A 20,403-nucleotide genomic window follows, 5' to 3' on the forward strand; every position below is an offset into this window, starting at 1 on the left:
CTACATTTTATGTGCCAGCGATCAAAAATGTTTGTTTACTGTAAATTATTTTAATTTTGAGGATATTCAATGGATAAGGTAAGAGTGATTGTGTTAGAAGATCACCCCTTTCAGCGGGCAGTACTTGAGCATAATCTTGCGTCTCTTGCCAATGTTGAAGTCTTTGCCTTTGGCGCAGCTCAAGATGCGCTTGCTTGGCTTGATGAGCATCATAATGCTGATATTGTGATTTGCGATCTTATGATGGCCGGTATTGATGGGTTATCTTTTTTGCGTAAAGCTAAAGCGAAGTACGGTATAGCTTCAGTTGCATTATTTAGTAGTATTGATAAAGAGCTCAGGCGAGCTGTATCACAGATGATTAAAATGCTTAATTTTGAATACCTTGGAGATTTAAAAAAATGCCCCTCAGTGGAGAATCTACAGCGAATGCTTGATAGATTTACTAATAGTCGCACTGAAAAGCGTCAGACTGCTTCCCGTCCGATTGTTTGTACTCGCTTCGCATTTGAAGATTTTGAACAGGCATTAAAGCTGGGTCAGTTCGTTGGTTTTTATCAACCTAAGTTTGATGTCGCCGGTTTTAGCTTGAAAGGTGCTGAAATGCTTGCGCGCTGGAATCACCCAGATTTTGGGATTGTAGGTCCAGGTGTATTTATTGAGCCGCTCATTTCATACGGCTTACTCGATGAACTTTTCTTGCAGCTGTTTAAGCAAGGTTGTGTTCTGCAACAGCAACTACAACAACAAGGAAATCAGATTTCTCTCGCCTATAATCTCGATATCTCTCAACTCAATTCGACTAAATTAGTGTATCAGATTGTCGATATGGTAAAGAAATTTAACATTCTTCCTCAATGTATTACCCTCGAAATTACTGAGACGGGTTTGTTGGCTGCGCCAGCAGTGAATATGGAGAATTTAATCCGTTTGCGAATGCTAGGATTTGAATTGGCGATTGATGATTTTGGTGCTGCACATTCTTCATTGGCACGTTTATGCGAATTGCCTTTCTCACAAATTAAATTAGATGGTTGTTTTGTGCGTGAACTTAGTGTTGAGCCTAGGTGCCAAGCCGCAATTTCCAGCGTGATAGCGTTATCACAAGCACTTAATATGGAGTTAGTGATAGAAGGTATTGAAACAAATTCCCAATTAGTATTGTTGCAACAGCTTGGCTGTACGATTGGACAGGGTTTTTGTTTTTCTCGTCCTATTGATGAGCAAACATTTATCCAACGTTTTTTTCCTGCGAGTTTACAGCTTAAAGAACTACAGGAGCTTAGCCTTGAGTTTTAGTGGACTAACTTGTTTTTGTTAGCTCACGGATCAAGGATTTTCGGTTCACTTTCAGTCCTATTTGTTCATTATTTTCTGGCCATACATAATACTGTCTTGGACGTTTGAAGCGGGCGATTTTGTTGGCAAGGAACAGTTCGAGCGTATTTGCAATCGACTCTGGGTGGTGGGTTAAACTGCCGCGAATGATGGCGGCAGGGAGATTGCCAAATTGTACATCTGGTATGGCGAAAACGATTGCATCGTCTATTTGTGGATGTTGTTTAAGCGCGGCTTCGATTTCTTCTGGCTGGATGTTTTCGCCGCCGCAGATAAACATATTATCGACGCGGCCAAGAATGTGCAGATTACCATTTTCGTCCCATTCGCCCTTGTCTTTGGTGTAAAACCAGCCATCTTGCTCAACGCACTTTTGTATTCCATCCGCCGTGAGATAACCCATAAACAGGCATTCGCCGCGCACCAAAATTACACCGTCTTCGATTTTGAGCTCACGTTTGGGGAGTAGTTTGCCACTGCTACCGTCGCTTAAAGCGTGACCTGTGGTGATCTGCGAGCCCATTTCCGTCATGCCGTAACTGGTGTAACTGGCGATATTGCGTTGCTTAAGTTGTTGGAGTAAGTCAATTGAGACTGCGCCGCCGCCCAGCAATAGGGCTTTGATACTTTTAAGTTTACTACTTGTATCGGCTAATAACTTACTCAGTTGTGTGGGAACGAGAGATATGTGAGTCAACTGATCTTGGTCAATCTGCTGACCAAGACTTAGCGCTTGATCTGGTATGACAATACTGGCACCGACTAAGGCACAGCGGTTTAATATCGCAAGACCGCCAATATGGAATAAGGGCAAGGAGAGTAGCCAGGCATCACCTTGTTCGAGTGGGATTAAGCTGCGGGCACCTTCGGCATTGGCAATATGATTCGCTAAGCAATGCACCGCCGCTTTGGGAAAGCCACTAGAGCCTGAAGTTAAAATCACATTAGCTGGACTAGTAAAGTCGACAGGTTGGACCAAGTCACTGCTAATGCGATTAAAATTTAAGCGCAAGTGATGACAATTCTGTAGTTCACAAACCTCAGCACTCCAAACATAGCGGATCTGATGTTCATCGATTAAACCTTGGATCTGCGCGAGAGGAAAACGAGGTGAGATAGGAAAAAAGATCGCCCCGATATCGATGCAGGCCCAATAGAGGCAAATCATCTCGAGATTATTCAATGCAATACAGGCGAGTGGCTCACCCTCTGCGATGCCTGCTGCTCTTAGCTGCTGACCCAGTGCGATAACGCGTTGACTAAGCTCAGAGTAACGAATGCCTTGTCCCGCCAATTTGATGGCCGTCTGCTGTGGAAACGCCAGTGCGGCTTGGTGCACGGGGGACAGTGCTAGCGACTTCGATAGGCGGGTGTCAGACAAACTAGTTTTCCTCACGCTTGGCTGCACCCAAATCACTTTGCTGCGTTGAATCAATGGCGTGTTGTGCAATAGGCTCAAGTTGCGCCAGAGTAAGGCAGTGTTTTTTACCCGATGACACGACTAAATCTTGGCTAAAGGCTAGGGTATCGAGTCCTGGGATTTCATCGGGCGTGAGAATCGCGGCTAAATGGGCCAGATCGCTAATGCCTAAACTGCTTTCAAGACTCGAACTGATAATGCAACGCACGCCATAGCTTTGCGCCGTCTCGATTAAATTAGCTAGCTTTTCAATACTGCCGAGCAGCATAGGTTTGATGACGAGCGCTGTTAGGCCATTGTGCATGGCAAACTGATAATCGGGATCGTTAAGCGATTCATCGAGGGCGTAGGGCATGCCAATCGCTTGATAAAACTCCAGATTATCCTGTGGATTTTGACAAGGCTCCTCTATGTATTCGATGGTGTCTAGGGGCAAACAAGCGGCAAATTCGATCGCTTGTTCTAGTGTAAACCCTCGGTTTGCGTCTAAACGCAATTTGAGATCGGGGCGGGTACGTAAAATGCCATAAATCAGGCTCAGTTCATCTTCGATTGAGGTTTGCGCGACTTTGACTTTCACCGAATGAACATGCATGCCGAGCGCCGCAATCTTGTTATCGAGCAAGTCTTTGCCCGCATCCGTTGGATGATAAATCAAAGGGACTGTGGCGGTTTGTGGGCGGATAGCATCGAGCTTACCCATTAACTTGGCATGCAACAGACTTAAACCGAAGGCCAAGGAAGGGTAAGGACTTTGCTCGGCGTAATCCAGCAGGGTATCGATATGCTGACCGCAGAGTTGGGGTAATAACTCAGTTAACGCCGTTTGCACTTGAGCCAGTGTTTCGCGGCTAAATCCCACTAAGACTTGTTCATCGATATCTATACCAGAGAGTGGGGCGATTTCAACTTCGACTTGTTTATACTCACCACCAACATTAGCGCTGGCGCAGGCTTGCAATACTAATCCTGCCCTGTGGTCGATGCGTTGCTTGCCGACGGGCAATAATACGTCGAGTGGTAGTCGATATTGATACAGGTTAAGCGAAGTTAAGATCATATATTTCCTACATTTAAATGCTGTTATTTACCCTAGCAGCTTAACTATTGTTGCGATTAATGCCTCGGGAGCTGCTTGGTGTATGTTGTGGCCGGCGCCGTGAATACTATGGACGAGGATGGGCGCGTGTAATTGCCATTCTTGGGCGAGGGCGTGGAACTTGGTATCTTGGCTGCCCACAAAGAAATGGCACTCACAGGCAAGTTGCGAAGGCACATCCCACATCGATGCTTGGCGCGCAAGTGAAGTGGCGACGAATACCTCTTTAAGCAGCTGTTTGGGATGCTGATCTAAGACGGCAGATCTTTGCTTGATTAATGCTTTACGTTTGGCCGCAGTCATGTCGGCAAATACGGGCTGCTGATACCACAAGTTTAAAAAATCTTTGCTAGCCAGATGCAATAAACGCTCGGCCCACTGGGTATCATTCTTGGTTCTGGCCGTTTTTTCTTGCGGGTCTACCAGTCCTGGATGGCAGGATTCGAGGTTCAGACTTAACAAGCGCTGCGGATAGGCTTTTGCAAGGTGCAAGGCAATACGCCCGCCTAAGGAATAACCGTAGAGATGAAACGGTTCGGGACTTGGATTAAGGCTATCGAGCCGCGCTATTATGTTTTCGACGCAAAAGTCGAAATCGAGTTTAGCTTCAGTCGACCCTTCAGCTTGATTATCTCCATGGCCCGGCAGATCTAAGCAAATACAATGGAAGTGCTGGCTTAGCGCAGGCATTAACGGCAACCAGTCGGCCTTAGTGCCTAAAAAGCCATGTAGTAGCACTAAGGTCGGTAGTGAAGGATCGCCGTAACGGGCCATGTTTGGCATTAGCTTTGTTTCACCCAAAGGTTGAGCGCGGCGATTTGGTCGCTGGCTTGGTTTTGGCTCACATTGACTTCAATGATTGAAGCCCCCTGAAAATCCAGCGCTTCATTATAGCTATCTTGAAAATCGGCTAAATTATCCACCTGATTATAGGGCAAATTAAACATGGCAGCGGCATAGCCAAATTCTAAGCCGTGGCTGAGTCGATAATAATCGCTGCGAACTTGTTCATTGGGAACCGGCAATAAGTTAAAGATATTACCGCCATCGTTATTGAGGATCACGATCACCAGCGGGCTGCTTAAGCCTTTGGCGATGGCCAGCGAGTTGAGATCGTGCAATTGCGATAAATCACCGATGATCAAACTGGTGGGCTTGCCTTCGTGGGCCGCAATGCCGCAAGCGGTGGCGAGCAAGCCGTCAATACCAGAGGCGCCACGGTTGGTATAAGTGGTCGCTGTGCAGCAACTGACTGGGGCATACATGTCGTACAAGCGTACAGGCAGACTGTTACCAATAAAAAGCTGCTGTTCTAAGGGACGAGTGTTGGCGATAGCGCGTATCACCTGCGCTTCACCAAATTCCCCTTGATCGATATTACGCACAAATAAGTTATGCAATTCATCGTTATAGGTGATTAAGGTATTCGCCCAGTTCGCTGAGGATGAACGATACCAGTTCAAGGCCGCAAACTGCTCTGCATTAGCATGCCAAATGTGCTTCGCATTGTGGCTCGGATCCAGTCTGTCTTGCTCGGGTAACACCTGCCAGTAGCTGTGCCAATTCTGCTCGGCGAGATAACTGATGACGCGTTTTGACAATAAACGGCCGCCGAACACGAGTACGCGATCCGCTTCTTGTAATAGATTGCGTGCCTTTGGATGTTGTAGCAGTTGGTCGATATTGCCTATTGCCGCGGGATGTTGGCGCAGTTGCGACTGGGCATCGGTAAGCAAAGGCCAGCCAATTTTTTGCGATAACGCGATAAGCTGCTGTGGATCTTGCTCGGGTGTGAGTGTGCCGACAACGATCACGCCTTTACCGTGGACGAACCGCATGATGGCATCGTCACTGGGGCTGCTCAGCTGTTTGCTCTTACCGTATTGAGTATACGGGCGGGCGAGTTGCAGCCAAGTTTGCAGTGGTTTGAGGTAAGGCGATTCGGCATCGAGAATCACGCCACTGAGTTCACTCGGGTACAAGGGCTCGCGATACATGCAGTTGATGTGCACTGGACGAGTTTGATTCGCCACTGCCTCATCCACTGTGGTGAGCAATGCCTGCGGTGCGATATGCGCATCCGGCGTTGGCAAATTCACTTGGGTGGCGTAATTCGCAAAAATTCCCGGTTGGACTATGGCTTGATTGGCGCCGCAGCCGAGTAATTCCGGCGGACGATCGCCGCTTAAGACGATCAAAGGTACGTGGGTTAGCCAAGCTTCAACAATCGCAGGATACAAGTTAGCGACCGCAGTGCCCGAGGTGGTAATGATAGCGACCGGTGCGCGGCTGGCTTTTGCCAGACCTAAGGCCATAAACCCAAGTCCACGTTCGTCAAAATGCAGGTGACGCTGGAGTTTAGTTTGCTGGGCGGCGGCGAGGGTTAACGGCGTCGAGCGCGAGCCCGGTGCCATACACACATGTTGCACGCCAAGACGTGCTAACTCCTCAAGAATAAGGGCGCCCCAAATAAGATTAAGAGTGGCTGTATTTTCGGTCCGCATAGCTGAATCTATTAGGATAAAGATGGGCTTAGTGTAACGTGTTTATGCTCCAAGATGTATGTTTGGCTTAACAATTCTCGGCGGGTTTGTGTGGGAGCTGAGGTGGAGCCTAAGCTAAGGCAGGGGATGCCTATCACCTCTGTACAGTGGCTAATCTAAGCGTTGCGTAAGCGGCTTTGGGCTAAATAATATGGTCAACAATCTTTTTAATTTGCCCACTTAGCCACACTAAATCATCACTCACTTTGCTTGGCTGATTTTTTTGCACTAAGAAAATGGTTGGCGCTTCAGTATGAGCATATAAACGTTCGGCTTCGTGTTGTGACAGTTGGCATGTGTGCAGCTCAGCCACATCACTCACCATCTCGTAAACCACGCGGTAGGGTAATAACGACAGTGCCTGACTCTCACCTAGGTATTCAAACAAACTTGAAATACTGGTAATGGTAATTTCAGTATTGAGTTTAATGTTGCTCTTCAGGCAAAACTCTTGGTAAGGACTGAGCTTAGAGCTGGGATTACCGAGGTCGGTATTGACGTAGGGATATTCTGCAATCGTCTCTAAAGTAATTTCCCGTTTGAAAATAGGATGATTACGGCTCGCAATAAGGTAAACCTTATCCATGCGTTGCAAAGTGGTCGTCAGGAGTTTATCGCCAAAGGCGGCCACATCTGCCGTACTTTTATTGCAGCAAATGCCCAGTGTAGTATCACCGTTAACAATATCTTGGGTCGTATGCATAGACCAAGGCGTGATATTAATGTGCATCAGCTTCTGTTCATCTTTAATGGCTTGCATTAATGCTTTCGGAAAAGCGTAAGCAATTAAGCCGGGAGCTGCAATTTCTATATGCGTCTTTACTAAGTTAGCATTTGCGGCTCTGGCCTTATGAAACTTATCAGTACATTCAATGGCTTCTTTCGCGATTGGATATAAATGGGTCGCAAACTCATTAGGGAATAGTCCGTATTTACGACGAATAAAAAGTTCATCACCAAAAATTTCCCGTAGATTTTTAAGGCTACGACTTATTTTAGGAGCCGGAATATCAAGGGCCTTAGATACATAAGTTGCAGACTTGTTCTCATATAATGAAACGAGTATTTTCAAACTCAGAATATCCAGGCCATCCATGTTACTAATGTGCATTTTTTATATTCCTTTTGTCGAGCAAATACTTTAAAGAACGATTAATTATGGCGTCATTAAATAATTTTAATGTGAAACATATCTCAACTTCAAAACTATAATATCGCAGTCTGCTAGTGTCGTTTTTAGATTTAATATTTTTTATATTTCAAAATGCGATAAAGATAAATTTGGAATTTTAAAAGGTGAAATTCATATAGTTTAATTTCACATTGGCGATTATCAATTATCAATTATCAATTTTTACATTCAAGATTTGCGCTAAATAGTAATGAGATCTGATTCTTAACTTGTTGTTTATTATTAAATTGCCATTGTTAAGTGTGATCTGGGTCAAAAAAAATAAAACGCTTCACGTTAATACTGAAGTTGCTTTAAAGGAGATAACAAAAAATAAATAGGTTATTGGAGGCGTTATGAATACTTCAGTCATTTTCAGCTATGCGTTTATGTATTTCGTGCTGTTTGTTGCAGTGCCATTTGTTTTTGTCATGTTCGTCATGACCTGCATTAAGTTTTTTAAAGCGGGCCCCGATGAGGCAGAACATCATGAAATGAAACTTAAACCAGTACTGTTCGATAAACAAAGTTTTAACTTTTTTAAATCTTTAAAAACCGTAGTGGAAGGCAAATACGATGTTTGCTGTAATGTCCCGCTAGACACTGTATTTGAAATGGACCAGCATGATGCTGATTTAAATCATGAGTGCCGACTAGACTATGTGTTAATAGATCATGACTCATCTGAAGTGAAAATGGTGATCAGTGATTTTGGCAAAGAAAATAACTCGCCAATGAAAAAGCTGTTTAGTAAGTTCAATATCAACTTTATTGAAATGAACCAACATAAACAGTGGGATACACAAAGCCTAAAGCAAGCGTTAGCCGTCTGATCCGACCGTCGGGTTCGGGTAACTCCGAACCCTGACACTCCTCTTCTTCCTTCCCCAAATAAATGTGAGGACTCCCTATGTCCAAAAGACAATGGCTGTGGTCGATTCGCTTGGGTGCAATTGCATTGCTTTTAAGCTTTGGTGCGACAAGTGCCGAGTCGGCCCTTCAAATTAACAGTGACATGAGTTGTATGAAGTGTCACAAACGTAACGGTCAAATGTTAGGGCATCACGGCCAAGATGCGATGAAAATGACCTGTTCAACCTGTCATGGCGAAAAAGGCGACCACCCTAAAAAGCCGAATGATATCGTAGTGTTTGGTCTGAAAGATGGCTCGGAGCTTGATACTCAGCTCGCCGTTTGTCACAAGTGCCATACACAGCGAAAACTGGGTGAAACCGAGTGGACGCATAATGTGCATGCACAAAAAGTGCCCTGTGCCGCCTGTCATAAATTACATAGCCCAACCGAACCTATGGCGGATATGACGCCAAAAGTTCGCAGTGAGCTGTGCCGCAATTGCCATAGTGGCCAGTAGGGGTAGGTTATGGAAAATTCAAAAAGAAGATTTCTAAAAGGCACATGTGCCTTATTTGCTGGCGCTACGGGCGCATCACTGCTCGCCACAGTGAATGCATCGGATAGTGTTAAAGCAGAGTCAGATATTAAATATGCGATGATTCATGATGAAGCTAAGTGTATTGGTTGCCGCGCATGTGAAGTGGCATGTCGTGAAACCAATCAAGTGCCAGAAGGGGTTTCCCGGGTCAGGATTGAGCAAACTGGAGCGTTCGGTGAGTATCCCAATGAGTATTATCACTTTAGCCGTGTTTCTTGTCAGCATTGTGAAGATGCACCTTGTGTCAACGTGTGCCCAACGGGGGCTGCCTTTATTGATAAAGAAACCGGCATAGTGTCAGTCAATGCGTGGAAATGTGTCGGCTGCCAATATTGTATTGCGGCTTGCCCTTACAAAATTCGTTTTATTAATCCAGTCACCCACGCGGCGGATAAGTGTGATTTCTGCCGTGAGACGAATCTTGCGCAAGGTAAACAGCCTGCCTGCGTTGAGGCTTGTCCGACTAAGGCGTTAGTGTTTGGTAATTTAAAAGATCCAACGTCTGAGTTAGTACAAGTGCTGCGCGCTAACCCAACTCAACGCGCGAAAGTCGCCCTCGGAACGCGACCTAAGTTGTTCCGTATCCTGGCAAAATCCGGGGAGGTGATACTATGAGTGCCCTACATTTTGATACCTTAGTCTGGCATTGGCCGATTGCGATCTACCTGTTTTTGGCGGGTGTATCAGCAGGGGCTATGTTCTTCGCCGTACTGTTGAAACATTTTGTTTTGAAGCAAAACGCCTATCAGTCTGGTTTTATACGTGCCGCCTGTATTGTCGCCCCAGTCGCCGTAATGGCGGGCTTAGGCATATTGGTCGCAGATTTAACTAAACCCCTCGATTTCTGGAAGATTTTGGTGTTTTACAATCCTAAATCTGTGATGTCGATGGGTGTACTTATTCTGTTGATTTACCAAGTTTTTATGTTTATGTGGATTGGGTTGATCTTTCGCAAACCAGTCGATGCTTGGTGTGAATCGCGCTTTCCTATCGTCCTTAAATTGACGGCTTTACTCGCTCGGTTTGAGGCGACGATTACGGGGTTACTGGTGATTCTATCCTTAGCATTAGGCGCATATACCGGCTTCTTGTTATCGGCATTACCCGGCTATCCCATGCTGAAAAATCCTGTGCTGCCTTTACTGTTCTTGGCATCTGGATTGTCTTCCGGTGCGGCATCTTCATTACTTGGTGGCGTGTTGATGAATGGCAAACCGAATGACAAAGAGGTGCACTTTATCCACAAGGTTGAAATTCCACTGATTTTAGTCGAAATTGTGCTGATTTTTACCTTCTTTATGGGCTTAGTACTAACAGGTGGACAGAGTAAAATTGCCGCCTTTAATGCCTTAGGTTATGGCTTCTGGGGCTGGATTTTCTGGGTGGGAATTATCGGGCTCGGTTTATCAGGCCCCTTAGCGATGAACCTGTTTATGACTACGACGTCGAAACGCAAATGGGCTTATGTTGCAGGGACGGCATGCTTGAGTTTAATCGGGGTTTTATTGCTGCGTAACTTCATTCTGTACACAGGACAAATGACGATCGCTTAAGGCGCGACACTACATTCATAATGAACAAGATGATAAGAATCAAGGAAATCGACGGATCGCGGAAACAATGTCAAAGGAAAACATTGTAGATGAGGCCCTTGCGGCGCTGGCTGAGCTCTCAAGGGGTAAGTCTAGTCGCGATTGGTTGTGTAACAGGGAGGTCGCTGGGCAAGGATGCCATGTTTTACACTTCAATATTTTGCCCTGCCTCCAAATGGGCCTCGCCACCTCTATTCCTTAGGGTGGCGTTTCTTGTTTTAGGGCAACTGTCCTTTACTCGCCTAGATTATTAATCCACTCACTCATCACCACATGGGTTTTGATCTTGATGATATCTGTGTGCGTGTCGATGTACTCACGGATCTCATGCAGGCGGCGCATTGAAGGTACATGCACGTACACGAGTAAATCCATATCTCCGGAAATACCACGGCAGGTTATCACCTCTGGAATCGCTTGAAATACGTGTACTACGTCGGCGCAACGTGGACATTGATGCTGGATTTCGAAATAAGCCGACACCCCTTCTTTTTGCGACTCACTCAAGAGCACTTGATAGCCACGGATCACCCCAGTCTGTTCGAGTTTTTTAATCCGCTCGGCTACCGCGCTGCGGGAAAGGTTCACTTGTTCGGCAATATTCGACACGCTCTGGCGTGCATCCTGACGCAAACTATGAATGATGGCGGTATCGAATTTATCCAAGGGTGACTCCAGTGAAAATGGCTATATTGGATCTGTGTGCAATTTTGGCATTGGTTTGAATAGTAAAAAAATTTACTGAGTATTTTGGCTGGTTATTTAGCCACATCTTAAGTTGACCGTCATTTTGATGGAAATAACGCTATATTCCGTGATTTTGCCGGTATTGGGCGTGGAGAACACTGAAATTAACGGCAGATTGTGGGGCAAAATCTCACTATACTGACAGCTCAAATACCACAGAATATTAACAGATGAATTCAAATAGCGGAACTATAGGTCGTTGGCAAGGTGCGGGTCTAATGGCGACCACTTTGCTTGGTACTGGGGTGTTTATTTTACCTCAGATGACAATTGAAAAAGCGCAATCTGGCGCGCTAGTCGCATGGATATTGCTCACCTTAGCCATTATTCCTGTGGCGCTGGTTTTTGGTCGTTTAGCGAGTGTATTTCCCCATGCTGCTGGCCCCGCTTACTTTGTCGAAAAAGCCTTTGGTCGCACCGCTGGTCGAACAATTGGACTGATCTTTTTACTGGTTGTGCCCATGGGCGCCCCCGCCGCGATTTTGATGACCTTTCAGTTTGTGAATGCCTTAATGCCGATATCGGGTTGGTCCAAGGTCGGTGTTGAAGTATTAGTGATTTTTGGCCTGTTCCTGATTAATTTAAGGGGCATTCAAGTGTCGGCCAAGCTGCAATTTGGCTTAACGCTGTGCATAGTGGCCGTCGTTGTCCTCTTATTTGGCGCAAGCAGTTTTCAGCCCGGTCATCTGACAACACTTGCCAGCCATGGTATGCCTGAAATGCCAACCGTGATGATTGCCGCTGGCATCGCTTTTTGGAGTTTCTTGGGCATAGAAGCGATGACCCATCTGGCCGATGATTTTCGTCGTCCGCAGCAGGATATGATCCCCGCTATGATGATGGGTACTGTGCTGGTGGGCGTCATTTATGTGGCTTGTACACTATTGCTACTGTTAGTGCCGACGGATAAAAGCGTCGCTATGATCGGTGTGTTTGATCAGTTGCTCGGTGGTTACGGCGCGCAAGTGATTGGCGTGTTGGGGATCGCAAGTGGATTAGCTACCGTGAACGTGTATTCGGCCAGTGCGGCACGTTTAGTGTGGAGCTTTAGTTGTGAAGGCATTTTGCCGCGCTTTTTTGCGGTGAAGAATGCCCACGGCGTACCTATTCGCGCACTGGCTGCACTGTTATCTGTGATGGCGAGCGTGATAGTGCTGACTTATCTTACTGGACAAGAGTTAGAACACCTTATTGCATGGAGCAACGGCGTATTTGTGGTGATCTATTTGATGGCTATGTTAGCGGCCGCTAAGTTATTACCGCGCCATAATTGGCCACTAGTAGCACTGGGTTGTGCGTTTTGCTTGGCATTAGGTTTTGCCCTAGGTGCGAGCATGTCCTATGTGTTGGTGTTGATATTAGTGGTGGCGCCATTTCTGTGGTGGCAAAAGACCCATATCAGCCGCAAACAAGGTTTAGCGATTCCTGAGTAATATTCGGCTCCTCTGGGGCTAAATCAAAATGATGGGTTAATTAAGAAGGCCCCGAACTCTTTATGGTTATTAGAGTTCGGGGCTTTTTTGTGTGGCTGAGTGGATTTCGTAACTGGATATGATTGAGTGTGATTAAATTGAATGAAATAAAGAGGTAAACCTTAAGTTTGATGGTCGGTAATAGGTGTCGCAGAAGGATTGCACATTACTGATATTTAATTATATCTCGCGAGCGAGGCGTTAGTTTGTGTTCTATATTTTGATCATTCATACAGAAGGAGCATAAAAATGGATTCAGCTGCGTTACTCAATCGAGTGGATGAATTACCCAGGTTACCCAAGGCGATCAGTGAACTATTAGACGCAGTCAATGATGATAATGCGACAGTAAAAAGTATTGCCACTAAGGTTGCACACGATCCCTTAATCAGCGCGAGGGTATTACGCCTTGCCAACTGTGCCCACTATGGACGCAGTCGAGAGGTGGGTACGATCGACGAAGCCGTGGTGCGTCTTGGGATGCAAACCCTGCGTACTTTAGTGCTTGCATCGGCCGTCATTGGCGCGGTTCCTAAGTGTGAAGGAATCGACTTAGCCCAGTTTTGGGGGCAAACCTTTGAGATTGCCCTCTATAGCCAAGAAATGGCGAAACGTTGTGGTGCTATGCCTGAAGAAGCATTTACCTGCGGTATCTTGCACCGTATTGGCGACTTACTCATTGCGGCTGTGTCACCTAAAGATGCGGCAAAAATTGCTGAAGCCGTGGCGCAGGGTAAAGATAAGCATGAGTTTGAACGTGAGTTGCTTGGATATGATTCACCCGATATCGGCGCATTGCTGGCCAAAAATTGGAAATTCACCACAGCGTTGGTGGAAGGTATTTTATATCAAGATCATCCTAAGGATTCGGACCCATTCTCAAAACTTGCCGCATTATTATGCCTATCTTACAAAGTGTTGGATGAGTGGGATACCATTGAGGATGATGAGAAAACCAGTTGGTTATCCCAGTTAGCCACCAAGAAAGGATTAAGAATGGAGATGGGTGGATTGCGGACTAAGTTGACTGAGTTACGAGGTTCAGGGTTCGAAATCGGTAAAGCCTTAGCTTAGGATTTCACTGAGCTTAGTTTAGTGCTTTATTGATGGGTTTTTACTGGTTCGGTTTAGCTGATGAGTGACGTTCAACTGGCTAGTGTTTAACGAACTAAGGCTTAACTGACTAGGATTTAAGTGAGTTGGGTTTAAGTAAATCGCGCGGCAGGACAAATCATTTTTAGTCAAAGACGATATCAATAAGGTCTTAAGACTACAGCGTGAATGTGAAACGAGATAGCGTTTCGCATTCACGCTTTTTTATGCGACGGATTAATCGAATTAGTACTTTGATTAAACCGTTGAATCACTGGGGCGCCTGATCAATATGTCGATTGGCGGCGATGGCAAGATTGCGCATTTGAATTAACTCGCTGTGTTTGAGGTACAGCAAATCAGCGGTACGGCGAATGATTTGGTCTTCATATTGGGATAACTGCCCATCAGCATAGGCCAGTTGCCACATCGCGAGCAATAATTGCTGCTTTTGCGCTAGGCTAAATTCGGCGTTAATGGCTGAGGTAAATTCAAACAGTGAGGTCGCGCTACCTTGCACGTTTTTGGCTTCATCAATCAGTATCTTAGCGTCAGCTTCTGACATTGATAGCGTATCGGTCAGCAACTTAGGTAATAAGGCTTCTTCCTCTGCCGTTAAGGTATCATCGGCAAACACCACTTCAAGTAACATACTCGCCGCGGCGAGTTTAAGTTGATGCGCCTTGTCTTCAGGGGAGACTGCTTGCGTATGTGCTTCAAAGAATCGTCTTAACTTCGCAATCATATTTGGCGGTTCTCATGTTGGAGGGAATATTAAGGTAGAGTCGATTGGGGGGCGAAAGTTCACCCTAAGCACTGTATTGCTTAGGGTGAGATAAAACGTGATTACAGTAGCGAGTTCAGACCTTTCATCAGTAAGTCTGAGGTGCCTTCAGTGCCATTGGTATCTAAGTAAGACTTAGCTATGTTGATCATCGGCATCGCAAGATCTTTAGAAATGCCCAATTTTTCAAAGGCGTCGAACACCATCGCACTGCCTTGCAGTGATGAACCTAAATCACCCGCTTTGGATAACAAGCCAGAAACGCCTGATTTTGAGTCCAATTTAGGCGCTGCTGCTAACAAGCTATCGGCATTAGGAATGCTGGCAGCCAGTTTTGAGTAGTCGGTTGTCCCTAGGCTAGATTGCGCTAAGCCTAATAAACTGCCTAAGCCACCTTCGGCTTGAGTTTGGTTTAAACCCAATTGTGACATGACGCTGCCAACCAAATCATTTGACTGAGTTGCTGTCGCCGTCGTGGCCGCTTTTTCAGTTTTGGCTTGAGTTCCGGCCAAGTTATCTAACCATCCTGCACTGGCTGGCGCCGCTAAAATACAAGTGCCGAGGAAGATAGAGAGGGTAAGAGTGTGTTTCATATGGAAGCGTCCTTTGATGGTTTGCGCATGTGTTCGCGGGACAGTTTAGCGGGTTTGCAACTTTTGTTGCAGTAGTTTTCTGTGATTTACGATTCACACTGGTGATTTCTGCTGTGCATTGCTACGGGATTTTCGGTATCCTTAGCGCAATTCTAAGTGTTAATTCATTTCAATTATTTGGAAAGTCGCATGTCACTGTCCGCAATTTTGTCAGAAGCCTATAACTTCTTCCGTAATCATCTGGCGCAACTCGCTATGCTGACGATTCCATTACTTTTGATCCAAGTAGGGATCCAGTTGTGGCTTGGCGTAGAGATGAGTAAAGTCGATCTTGAAAATCCACAGTTTGGCGCACCACACATGGTCGCCATGATGCTGTTACTGCTCACCTTTTCGGTATTAATCGCCGCCCTGACACTGTTTTTAGAGCTGCGTTCTCAAGGGCATAGCCCTTCTGCTGGCATGGTGTTGAAGGCCAGTTTACCTTTCGTTCCACCACTATTATTAGCTGGGGTGTTTTCTGGTTTAGCGATTTTAGCGCCAGTGATGCTGTTTGCCGCCTTCGGTCCTTTGTGGCTGGTGGGGTTGGTTATTAGCTTCTATCTCTTCGCCCGTTTGGCCTATGTGAACTTTATGGTCGTGGTTGAGCGTTTAACACCGCTGGAAGCCATCAAGGGCAGTTTTAGCTTTAGTGGTCCTATCGTGCTGAGAACTATTGCACTATTAATGCTCTATCTGCCGCTTTCAGTGGTGGGTAATCTGCTGTCAGGTGCTGCCTCTATGGGCGGATTACCGCTGCAAATGCTATCGGATACCTTTATGTCTTTCATTGGCTTATTCGTTAACGTGGCTTTGTTCCGCTTATATATGGTGTCGAAAAAACCAAGCGTCGAATAGCGCAAACTCAATTCAGCCTGCAGGGAATCACTCATGGGGACGAAAACGGTCATTAAGGATAGTGAGTTTATCCAAGATTTTTCGGCCTCCTTGAGTGATGACTACCTCAAGGCAAAAAGCTATGTGCAGGATGTGCCGACTCAGTCGCTACTGCACATTCGCAGTTTTACCCATAAGCTCACCGAGTTACTGGGGCAAGATAAGCAAATCGCGTTTTCGAGTCCGAATCTGTACGATAGGATCGAGCAACTAAATCAGCAGCGCGTTATCGATGTTAAGACGACTCGCGCCCTGCATCGATTGCGGGCCGACGGTAACCGCGGCGCTCATCCTGAAAAATATCACCTGACTCAAGCGCAATTGCTCGCGCTGGCGCAAAAATCTATTAAAGATGTTTTGGCGCTAATCGAACACTTGTATCCCAAGGTTAAAGGCCAAGCCGCACCTGATTATCGTTATGAAGCGTCTGATGCCATGACAGCGAAGGATTTATGCTACCGCGCTGTGATGGAAGATGACGCCGAAGCTCAGTATCTGGTGGGTATATCCTTTAAGACCAAGGCCTTGATGCTGAAAGAGCAAGAGCTGCAACAAGATCAAGAGTTTGCCAATTCAGCTGAAGCTACTGCTAATCCAGAACCTTCTGGCGTTTCACCTCTTACTTCCCACATTAGCGCCGCTGACAGTTTTGCCCGTGCCGCCTATTGGTTTACCCTTGCGGCGCCCAGACATATGGAAGCGTTGCATGAGCACGGTGTGGCCTTGATCCACGGTTATCAAGGTGTGCCAGAGGTGGCGAAAGGTGAGCAGCTTATTGCGACGGCGGCCGAGGCTGGGGTAGTCAATGCGATGGCGTTATTAGGATATTTTTATCTTGTCGGCAGTGAGTCGTTTCAACCCGATAGCAAGTTAGCGCAGCAATACTTACAGCGCGCAGCGGAGGGTGAGCAAACCGAAGCGATGGCGAACTTGGGTGTGCTGCATTATCAGCAAAAAAATATAACCCAAGCCTATCATTTTATAAGTAAAGCCGCACAAGCGGGTTATCCCCACGCCCAGTATCATTTGGCATTAATGCTCGCCAATGGTGAGGGTTGTACTCGAGATATGATTGCCAGCGAGTATTGGATGGCAGAAGCTGCCGAGCAAGGGCAACTCGATGCCATGCTGACGCGGGCGCAGCATATGCTCAATGACGATAATGCCTTTGGTAGTGATTTGACTCAGGCAGAGGATTATCTGCGCCAAGTGATCAAATATGGTCACAGTGTGCCTGCGATGATCGAGCTGAGTATGGCATTGGCCGACGGTATGTTAGGGCGAATTGATGTTGTAGGAGCCGCTGCTTTGCTGAAGTTGGCGCGACAACATGCCAATAAAAAAGAGGCCGAGATTATCGAGCCTCTTTGGCGTTCTCTTGCATTACAAATTAAAAATGTACTTAAGGTAACTCAAGATCCCGCAGAAATTCATAGTCTTAAACGCGCACAGACATTACTCGTCATTTGAGTCGAATAACGACACTTCACTCCTCGTTTCGCGATCACTAGCTTGCCAGAGCGAACAAAATTTAGTCTCGAAACGTCAACACGCCCTAGTGTTCATCCTCTTTATGCTCAAAAGTTCGCCCTTGATAGCGCGTTGCATTCGTTTCCCTAACAATTGTTTCTGAACCATAAACCTGGCTCTGTGGCTCATCTGCAGCATGGGCGTGTTGCTTGGTGTTTGCCTGTGCCTGATTAAATTTAGCCAACTGACGTGCCATGTAAAAACGGCTAAACAGGACTAAACAACCGAGCGCAATGGCGCCAAATAAAAGCACGAAGGGCAATAAAAATAGCGATAAACAGATAAGGCTAACGCTAATTGCCATGGCTAACCAAGCCCGTGGGCCAGAAATTCGGGTCTGCAGCGGGCTCTGTTGGAACTGTTGATAAATCATAAGAACTCCTCGATAGGCAGTGGACATTTAGTGTGCAATAGCGAGTGCGTCTAGGTCACGTTAATCTTGATTAATTTACTTTATTTTACCTCTGAGACCATTTGGCTGTTACGTATCATCTTGATATGTGATCTCGTAGTCGCCTATGTTGTGCCTCGAATAACAGTTGGTTAATTATATGTTTTTGCTCGAATCTTTTTGATGTAAATCTGAGCAATTTCTTTGCGAACGGTACAGAGTATGAGAAAATTAAGTTCAGATTAAGCTGCAGTTTTAACTCAGTTAGCCGCCTTATTATATTGGTTGTAAATGTTCGTTCGACCCGCTCAAACACCCTCTTGTTTCACTGCTTTGTTAATTAATTAGACGCCAACATGAACTCATATTCGCTCAAGCAAAAAATTCTGTTCTCTGTCGTGGCAGCCCTTTCACTCGTGATTGGTTTGTTGTCATGGCAAAGTTATTCCAGCCAAAAATCCCAGCTGTTACAAAACAGCCTAGAACAAGTGCAGCGCTTAGGTGAACAGCAGGCTGAGCGTATTCAAGAATGGTTGGCTGGCCGCCAAGATATTATGGGAGCCCTGGCGAACAAAGTTGAAGGTGACAGCCTCAATACACTTCAACAAGCACAGGCATCGGGCCGTTTTCAGCTGACCTATTTTGGCTCTCAAGCAGGGCAAATGTTGGATTCTGATCCGAGTATTGATCGTACGGGCTATGATCCTCGCAGCCGCCCTTGGTATCAACAAGCCATCAGTGAACGCGGTCTTATTTTGACAAAACCTTACGTGGATGTTGCCTATAACATTCTGGTTGTGACTATGGCGCAGCCTACCGCACAAGGTGTTGTGGGTGGTGACTTATCTATCGCAAGCCTAGTTGACGGTGTTAATCGGATGAAGTTACCGGCAAACGGTTATGCCATCATGATGCACAAAGACGGCACAGTGATCGCTTATAAAGATCAAGCTAAGACGATGAAACCTATAGGTGAAATCGACAACGAGCTTAATCGCAACTTACCGGAACAGAGCCGTGCAGCGGGCACTCTGTTGCCTATGTATTTTGAAAATGAAGGACGTGACAAATTAGTCTGGAGCGTTGATATCCCTAATACAGATTGGGAATTAGTGTTAGTGCTTGATAAGGAAACGCTAGAAGCGCCACTGTCGAGCCTGTTACTCACCCAACTGGGTTTATCGGCACTCGTACTGCTGTTGAGTGTGTTAGCGATTTCTTGGTTAGTTGGCATGTTACTGGGTCCATTGAGCCGAGTATCGCAGGCACTGGCGCGTATCGCCGATGGTAACGGTGATTTAACTCAGCGTATTTCAGTCGACACTCAAGATGAAGTTGGCGTGCTTGCCGATAGCTTTAACCGTTTTGTTGGTAGTCAACATCAGCTGATCAGCCATATTCGCCAGTTAGCGAATGAGTTAGATGCCGATGCTGAACGTAGTCTGGCCACCACACAAACCTCGGTAACTGAACTACAACGTCAACAACAGGAAGTGGCTATGGTCGCGACCGCAGTCACAGAAATGGCGAGTGCCACCAATGAGATTGCGGCCAATGCTGAAAACACGGCAACGGCGGCTCAACAATCTGCCGCGAGCAGTCTACAGGGTAAAGAGTTAGTCAATAAAACCCGTAACTCGATTAATTCGCTGGCCGATGAAGTGACTCAAGCGACCGATGTCATTGCTGATTTGAGCCGTCACGCTCAATCAATTTCAAGCATTCTAGCGACGATTCAAGGGATTGCAGAACAAACTAACTTGTTGGCGCTTAACGCTGCCATTGAAGCGGCGCGTGCTGGTGAGCAGGGCCGTGGTTTTGCCGTGGTCGCGGATGAAGTGCGCGTGCTATCGCGCCGTACTCAAGATTCGACTCAAGAAGTGCATACTACGATTGAAACACTGCAACGCACAACCGCCAGAGCCGTCAGCTTGATGGAAAGCAGCCAAGCATTAGCGGGTCACAGTGTTGAAGATGCGAATGCGGCGGCAAAAGCCCTTGAAGAAATTACTCAAGCGGTCAACGTGATTTCAGATATGGCAGGCCAAATTGCTACCGCAGCGGAAGAGCAGACTCAAGTGACGGGTGAAATCACCCAAAACACCGTTGCGATTAAAGATGTGACCGATGAGATTACCGCATCGGCCATGGCTGATTTGGCACAGGCGCGTGGATTAAAAGCCCGTGCTAATGATCTTAATGCACAAGTCGCGACCTTTATTCTGTAGCCACTATTTGTAGC

General features: G+C 46.3%; 19 protein-coding genes. 10 read left to right on the forward strand and 9 right to left on the reverse strand.

Translation table 11 applies throughout. The features are described 5' to 3' along the window. The first annotated feature begins 69 nt into the window (after window positions 1–69). Window positions 70–1,299, forward strand: coding sequence for an EAL domain-containing response regulator (locus Q4Q54_RS07865; RefSeq protein ID WP_311988144.1), 1,230 nt, complete (start codon window positions 70–72; stop codon window positions 1,297–1,299). Between the two features lie 4 nt (window positions 1,300–1,303). Here Q4Q54_RS07865 and menE read toward each other — a convergent pair whose 3' ends face one another. The 5 genes from menE to Q4Q54_RS07890 form a co-directional block, all read right to left on the reverse strand. Further along, window positions 1,304–2,719, reverse strand: coding sequence for an o-succinylbenzoate--CoA ligase (gene menE, locus Q4Q54_RS07870; RefSeq protein ID WP_311988145.1), 1,416 nt, complete (start codon window positions 2,717–2,719; stop codon window positions 1,304–1,306). Between the two features lies 1 nt (window position 2,720). After that, the gene (gene menC / locus Q4Q54_RS07875; protein ID WP_311988146.1) at window positions 2,721–3,818 is read right to left on the reverse strand and encodes an o-succinylbenzoate synthase; all 1,098 of its coding nucleotides are present in this window, start codon (window positions 3,816–3,818) and stop codon (window positions 2,721–2,723) included. Window positions 3,819–3,845: 27 nt separating this feature from the next. Next, window positions 3,846–4,640, reverse strand: coding sequence for a 2-succinyl-6-hydroxy-2,4-cyclohexadiene-1-carboxylate synthase (gene menH, locus Q4Q54_RS07880; RefSeq protein WP_311988147.1), 795 nt, complete (start codon window positions 4,638–4,640; stop codon window positions 3,846–3,848). Next, window positions 4,640–6,361 (reverse strand): 2-succinyl-5-enolpyruvyl-6-hydroxy-3-cyclohexene-1-carboxylic-acid synthase, encoded by a 1,722-nt coding sequence (gene menD, locus Q4Q54_RS07885; RefSeq protein ID WP_259510999.1) that lies wholly within the window; start codon window positions 6,359–6,361, stop codon window positions 4,640–4,642. Before menD ends, menH begins: the two co-directional genes overlap by 1 nt. A 181-nt stretch (window positions 6,362–6,542) precedes the next feature. Further along, the gene (locus Q4Q54_RS07890; protein ID WP_220591423.1) at window positions 6,543–7,511 is read right to left on the reverse strand and encodes a LysR family transcriptional regulator; all 969 of its coding nucleotides are present in this window, start codon (window positions 7,509–7,511) and stop codon (window positions 6,543–6,545) included. A 416-nt stretch (window positions 7,512–7,927) separates the two neighbouring features. On the opposite strand from Q4Q54_RS07890, the gene Q4Q54_RS07895 reads away from it, so the two are divergent. The 4 genes from Q4Q54_RS07895 (at window position 7,928) to nrfD (ending at window position 10,577) form a co-directional block, all read left to right on the forward strand. Further along, entirely contained in the window at window positions 7,928–8,404 is a 477-nt protein-coding gene (locus tag Q4Q54_RS07895) for a hypothetical protein (protein ID WP_311988148.1), read from the forward strand. 77 nt (window positions 8,405–8,481) lie between these two features. Further along, on the forward strand, window positions 8,482–8,943 hold the full coding sequence (locus Q4Q54_RS07900) for a nitrite reductase (RefSeq protein ID WP_107402906.1): 462 nt from the start codon (window positions 8,482–8,484) through the stop codon (window positions 8,941–8,943). A gap of 9 nt (window positions 8,944–8,952) precedes the next feature. Then, window positions 8,953–9,639, forward strand: a complete 687-nt coding sequence (locus tag Q4Q54_RS07905; RefSeq protein WP_311988149.1) for a 4Fe-4S dicluster domain-containing protein — start codon at window positions 8,953–8,955, stop codon at window positions 9,637–9,639. After that, entirely contained in the window at window positions 9,636–10,577 is a 942-nt protein-coding gene (gene nrfD / locus Q4Q54_RS07910; protein ID WP_311988150.1) for a cytochrome c nitrite reductase subunit NrfD, read from the forward strand. Before Q4Q54_RS07905 ends, nrfD begins: the two co-directional genes overlap by 4 nt. Window positions 10,578–10,850: 273 nt before the next feature. Here nrfD and Q4Q54_RS07915 read toward each other — a convergent pair whose 3' ends face one another. Next, complete coding sequence (locus Q4Q54_RS07915; RefSeq protein WP_311988151.1) at window positions 10,851–11,282, reverse strand: Lrp/AsnC family transcriptional regulator; 432 nt, start codon at window positions 11,280–11,282, stop codon at window positions 10,851–10,853. 251 nt (window positions 11,283–11,533) lie between these two features. On the opposite strand from Q4Q54_RS07915, the gene yjeH reads away from it, so the two are divergent. Together yjeH and Q4Q54_RS07925 are read left to right on the forward strand one after the other, a co-directional pair. After that, window positions 11,534–12,796: an L-methionine/branched-chain amino acid transporter gene (yjeH, locus tag Q4Q54_RS07920; protein ID WP_006079647.1), complete on the forward strand. Its 1,263-nt coding sequence runs from the start codon at window positions 11,534–11,536 to the stop codon at window positions 12,794–12,796. Window positions 12,797–13,084: 288 nt separating this feature from the next. Then, window positions 13,085–13,909 carry an HDOD domain-containing protein gene (locus Q4Q54_RS07925; protein ID WP_012586447.1) on the forward strand — a complete coding sequence of 275 codons (825 nt, stop codon included), beginning with the start codon at window positions 13,085–13,087 and terminating at the stop codon, window positions 13,907–13,909. 289 nt (window positions 13,910–14,198) lie between these two features. Here Q4Q54_RS07925 and Q4Q54_RS07930 read toward each other — a convergent pair whose 3' ends face one another. Next, a complete protein-coding gene (locus Q4Q54_RS07930; protein WP_311988152.1) occupies window positions 14,199–14,672 on the reverse strand; it encodes a TerB family tellurite resistance protein in 474 nt (157 codons plus the stop codon). Window positions 14,673–14,773: 101 nt separating this feature from the next. Continuing rightward, window positions 14,774–15,304 carry a DUF2780 domain-containing protein gene (locus Q4Q54_RS07935; protein WP_012090531.1) on the reverse strand — a complete coding sequence of 177 codons (531 nt, stop codon included), beginning with the start codon at window positions 15,302–15,304 and terminating at the stop codon, window positions 14,774–14,776. Window positions 15,305–15,493: 189 nt separating this feature from the next. Between Q4Q54_RS07935 and Q4Q54_RS07940 the strand changes: the two genes are divergently transcribed. Beyond that, a complete protein-coding gene (locus Q4Q54_RS07940) occupies window positions 15,494–16,201 on the forward strand; it encodes a hypothetical protein (protein WP_006084586.1) in 708 nt (235 codons plus the stop codon). A gap of 33 nt (window positions 16,202–16,234) precedes the next feature. Then, complete coding sequence (locus Q4Q54_RS07945) at window positions 16,235–17,710, forward strand: DUF4145 domain-containing protein (protein ID WP_311988153.1); 1,476 nt, start codon at window positions 16,235–16,237, stop codon at window positions 17,708–17,710. An 85-nt stretch (window positions 17,711–17,795) separates the two neighbouring features. Here Q4Q54_RS07945 and Q4Q54_RS07950 read toward each other — a convergent pair whose 3' ends face one another. Beyond that, window positions 17,796–18,143, reverse strand: coding sequence for a hypothetical protein (locus Q4Q54_RS07950; RefSeq protein ID WP_311988154.1), 348 nt, complete (start codon window positions 18,141–18,143; stop codon window positions 17,796–17,798). A 374-nt stretch (window positions 18,144–18,517) separates the two neighbouring features. On the opposite strand from Q4Q54_RS07950, the gene Q4Q54_RS07955 reads away from it, so the two are divergent. Further along, window positions 18,518–20,389 carry a methyl-accepting chemotaxis protein gene (locus tag Q4Q54_RS07955; protein ID WP_311988155.1) on the forward strand — a complete coding sequence of 624 codons (1,872 nt, stop codon included), beginning with the start codon at window positions 18,518–18,520 and terminating at the stop codon, window positions 20,387–20,389. Window positions 20,390–20,403 lie beyond the last annotated feature (14 nt).

It is taken from the genome of Shewanella sp. SP2S2-4, assembly GCF_031932025.1.
GTDB lineage: Bacteria > Pseudomonadota > Gammaproteobacteria > Enterobacterales > Shewanellaceae > Shewanella > Shewanella baltica.

Bases quoted from the DNA above. Each gene is read 5' to 3' on its own strand.
- yjeH (WP_006079647.1), top strand. From the start codon at position 11,534: ATGAATTCAAATAGCGGAACTATAGGTCGTTGGCAAGGTGCGGGTCTA.
- Q4Q54_RS07945 (WP_311988153.1), top strand. From the start codon at position 16,235: ATGGGGACGAAAACGGTCATTAAGGATAGTGAGTTTATCCAAGATTTT.
- Q4Q54_RS07905 (WP_311988149.1), top strand. From the start codon at position 8,953: ATGGAAAATTCAAAAAGAAGATTTCTAAAAGGCACATGTGCCTTATTT.
- Q4Q54_RS07890 (WP_220591423.1), bottom strand. From the start codon at position 7,511: ATGCACATTAGTAACATGGATGGCCTGGATATTCTGAGTTTGAAAATA.
- Q4Q54_RS07925 (WP_012586447.1), top strand. From the start codon at position 13,085: ATGGATTCAGCTGCGTTACTCAATCGAGTGGATGAATTACCCAGGTTA.
- Q4Q54_RS07895 (WP_311988148.1), top strand. From the start codon at position 7,928: ATGAATACTTCAGTCATTTTCAGCTATGCGTTTATGTATTTCGTGCTG.
- menC (WP_311988146.1), bottom strand. From the start codon at position 3,818: ATGATCTTAACTTCGCTTAACCTGTATCAATATCGACTACCACTCGAC.
- Q4Q54_RS07930 (WP_311988152.1), bottom strand. From the start codon at position 14,672: ATGATTGCGAAGTTAAGACGATTCTTTGAAGCACATACGCAAGCAGTC.
- menD (WP_259510999.1), bottom strand. From the start codon at position 6,361: ATGCGGACCGAAAATACAGCCACTCTTAATCTTATTTGGGGCGCCCTT.
- nrfD (WP_311988150.1), top strand. From the start codon at position 9,636: ATGAGTGCCCTACATTTTGATACCTTAGTCTGGCATTGGCCGATTGCG.
- Q4Q54_RS07940 (WP_006084586.1), top strand. From the start codon at position 15,494: ATGTCACTGTCCGCAATTTTGTCAGAAGCCTATAACTTCTTCCGTAAT.
- Q4Q54_RS07900 (WP_107402906.1), top strand. From the start codon at position 8,482: ATGTCCAAAAGACAATGGCTGTGGTCGATTCGCTTGGGTGCAATTGCA.
- Q4Q54_RS07935 (WP_012090531.1), bottom strand. From the start codon at position 15,304: ATGAAACACACTCTTACCCTCTCTATCTTCCTCGGCACTTGTATTTTA.
- Q4Q54_RS07865 (WP_311988144.1), top strand. From the start codon at position 70: ATGGATAAGGTAAGAGTGATTGTGTTAGAAGATCACCCCTTTCAGCGG.
- Q4Q54_RS07955 (WP_311988155.1), top strand. From the start codon at position 18,518: ATGAACTCATATTCGCTCAAGCAAAAAATTCTGTTCTCTGTCGTGGCA.
- menH (WP_311988147.1), bottom strand. From the start codon at position 4,640: ATGCCAAACATGGCCCGTTACGGCGATCCTTCACTACCGACCTTAGTG.
- Q4Q54_RS07950 (WP_311988154.1), bottom strand. From the start codon at position 18,143: ATGATTTATCAACAGTTCCAACAGAGCCCGCTGCAGACCCGAATTTCT.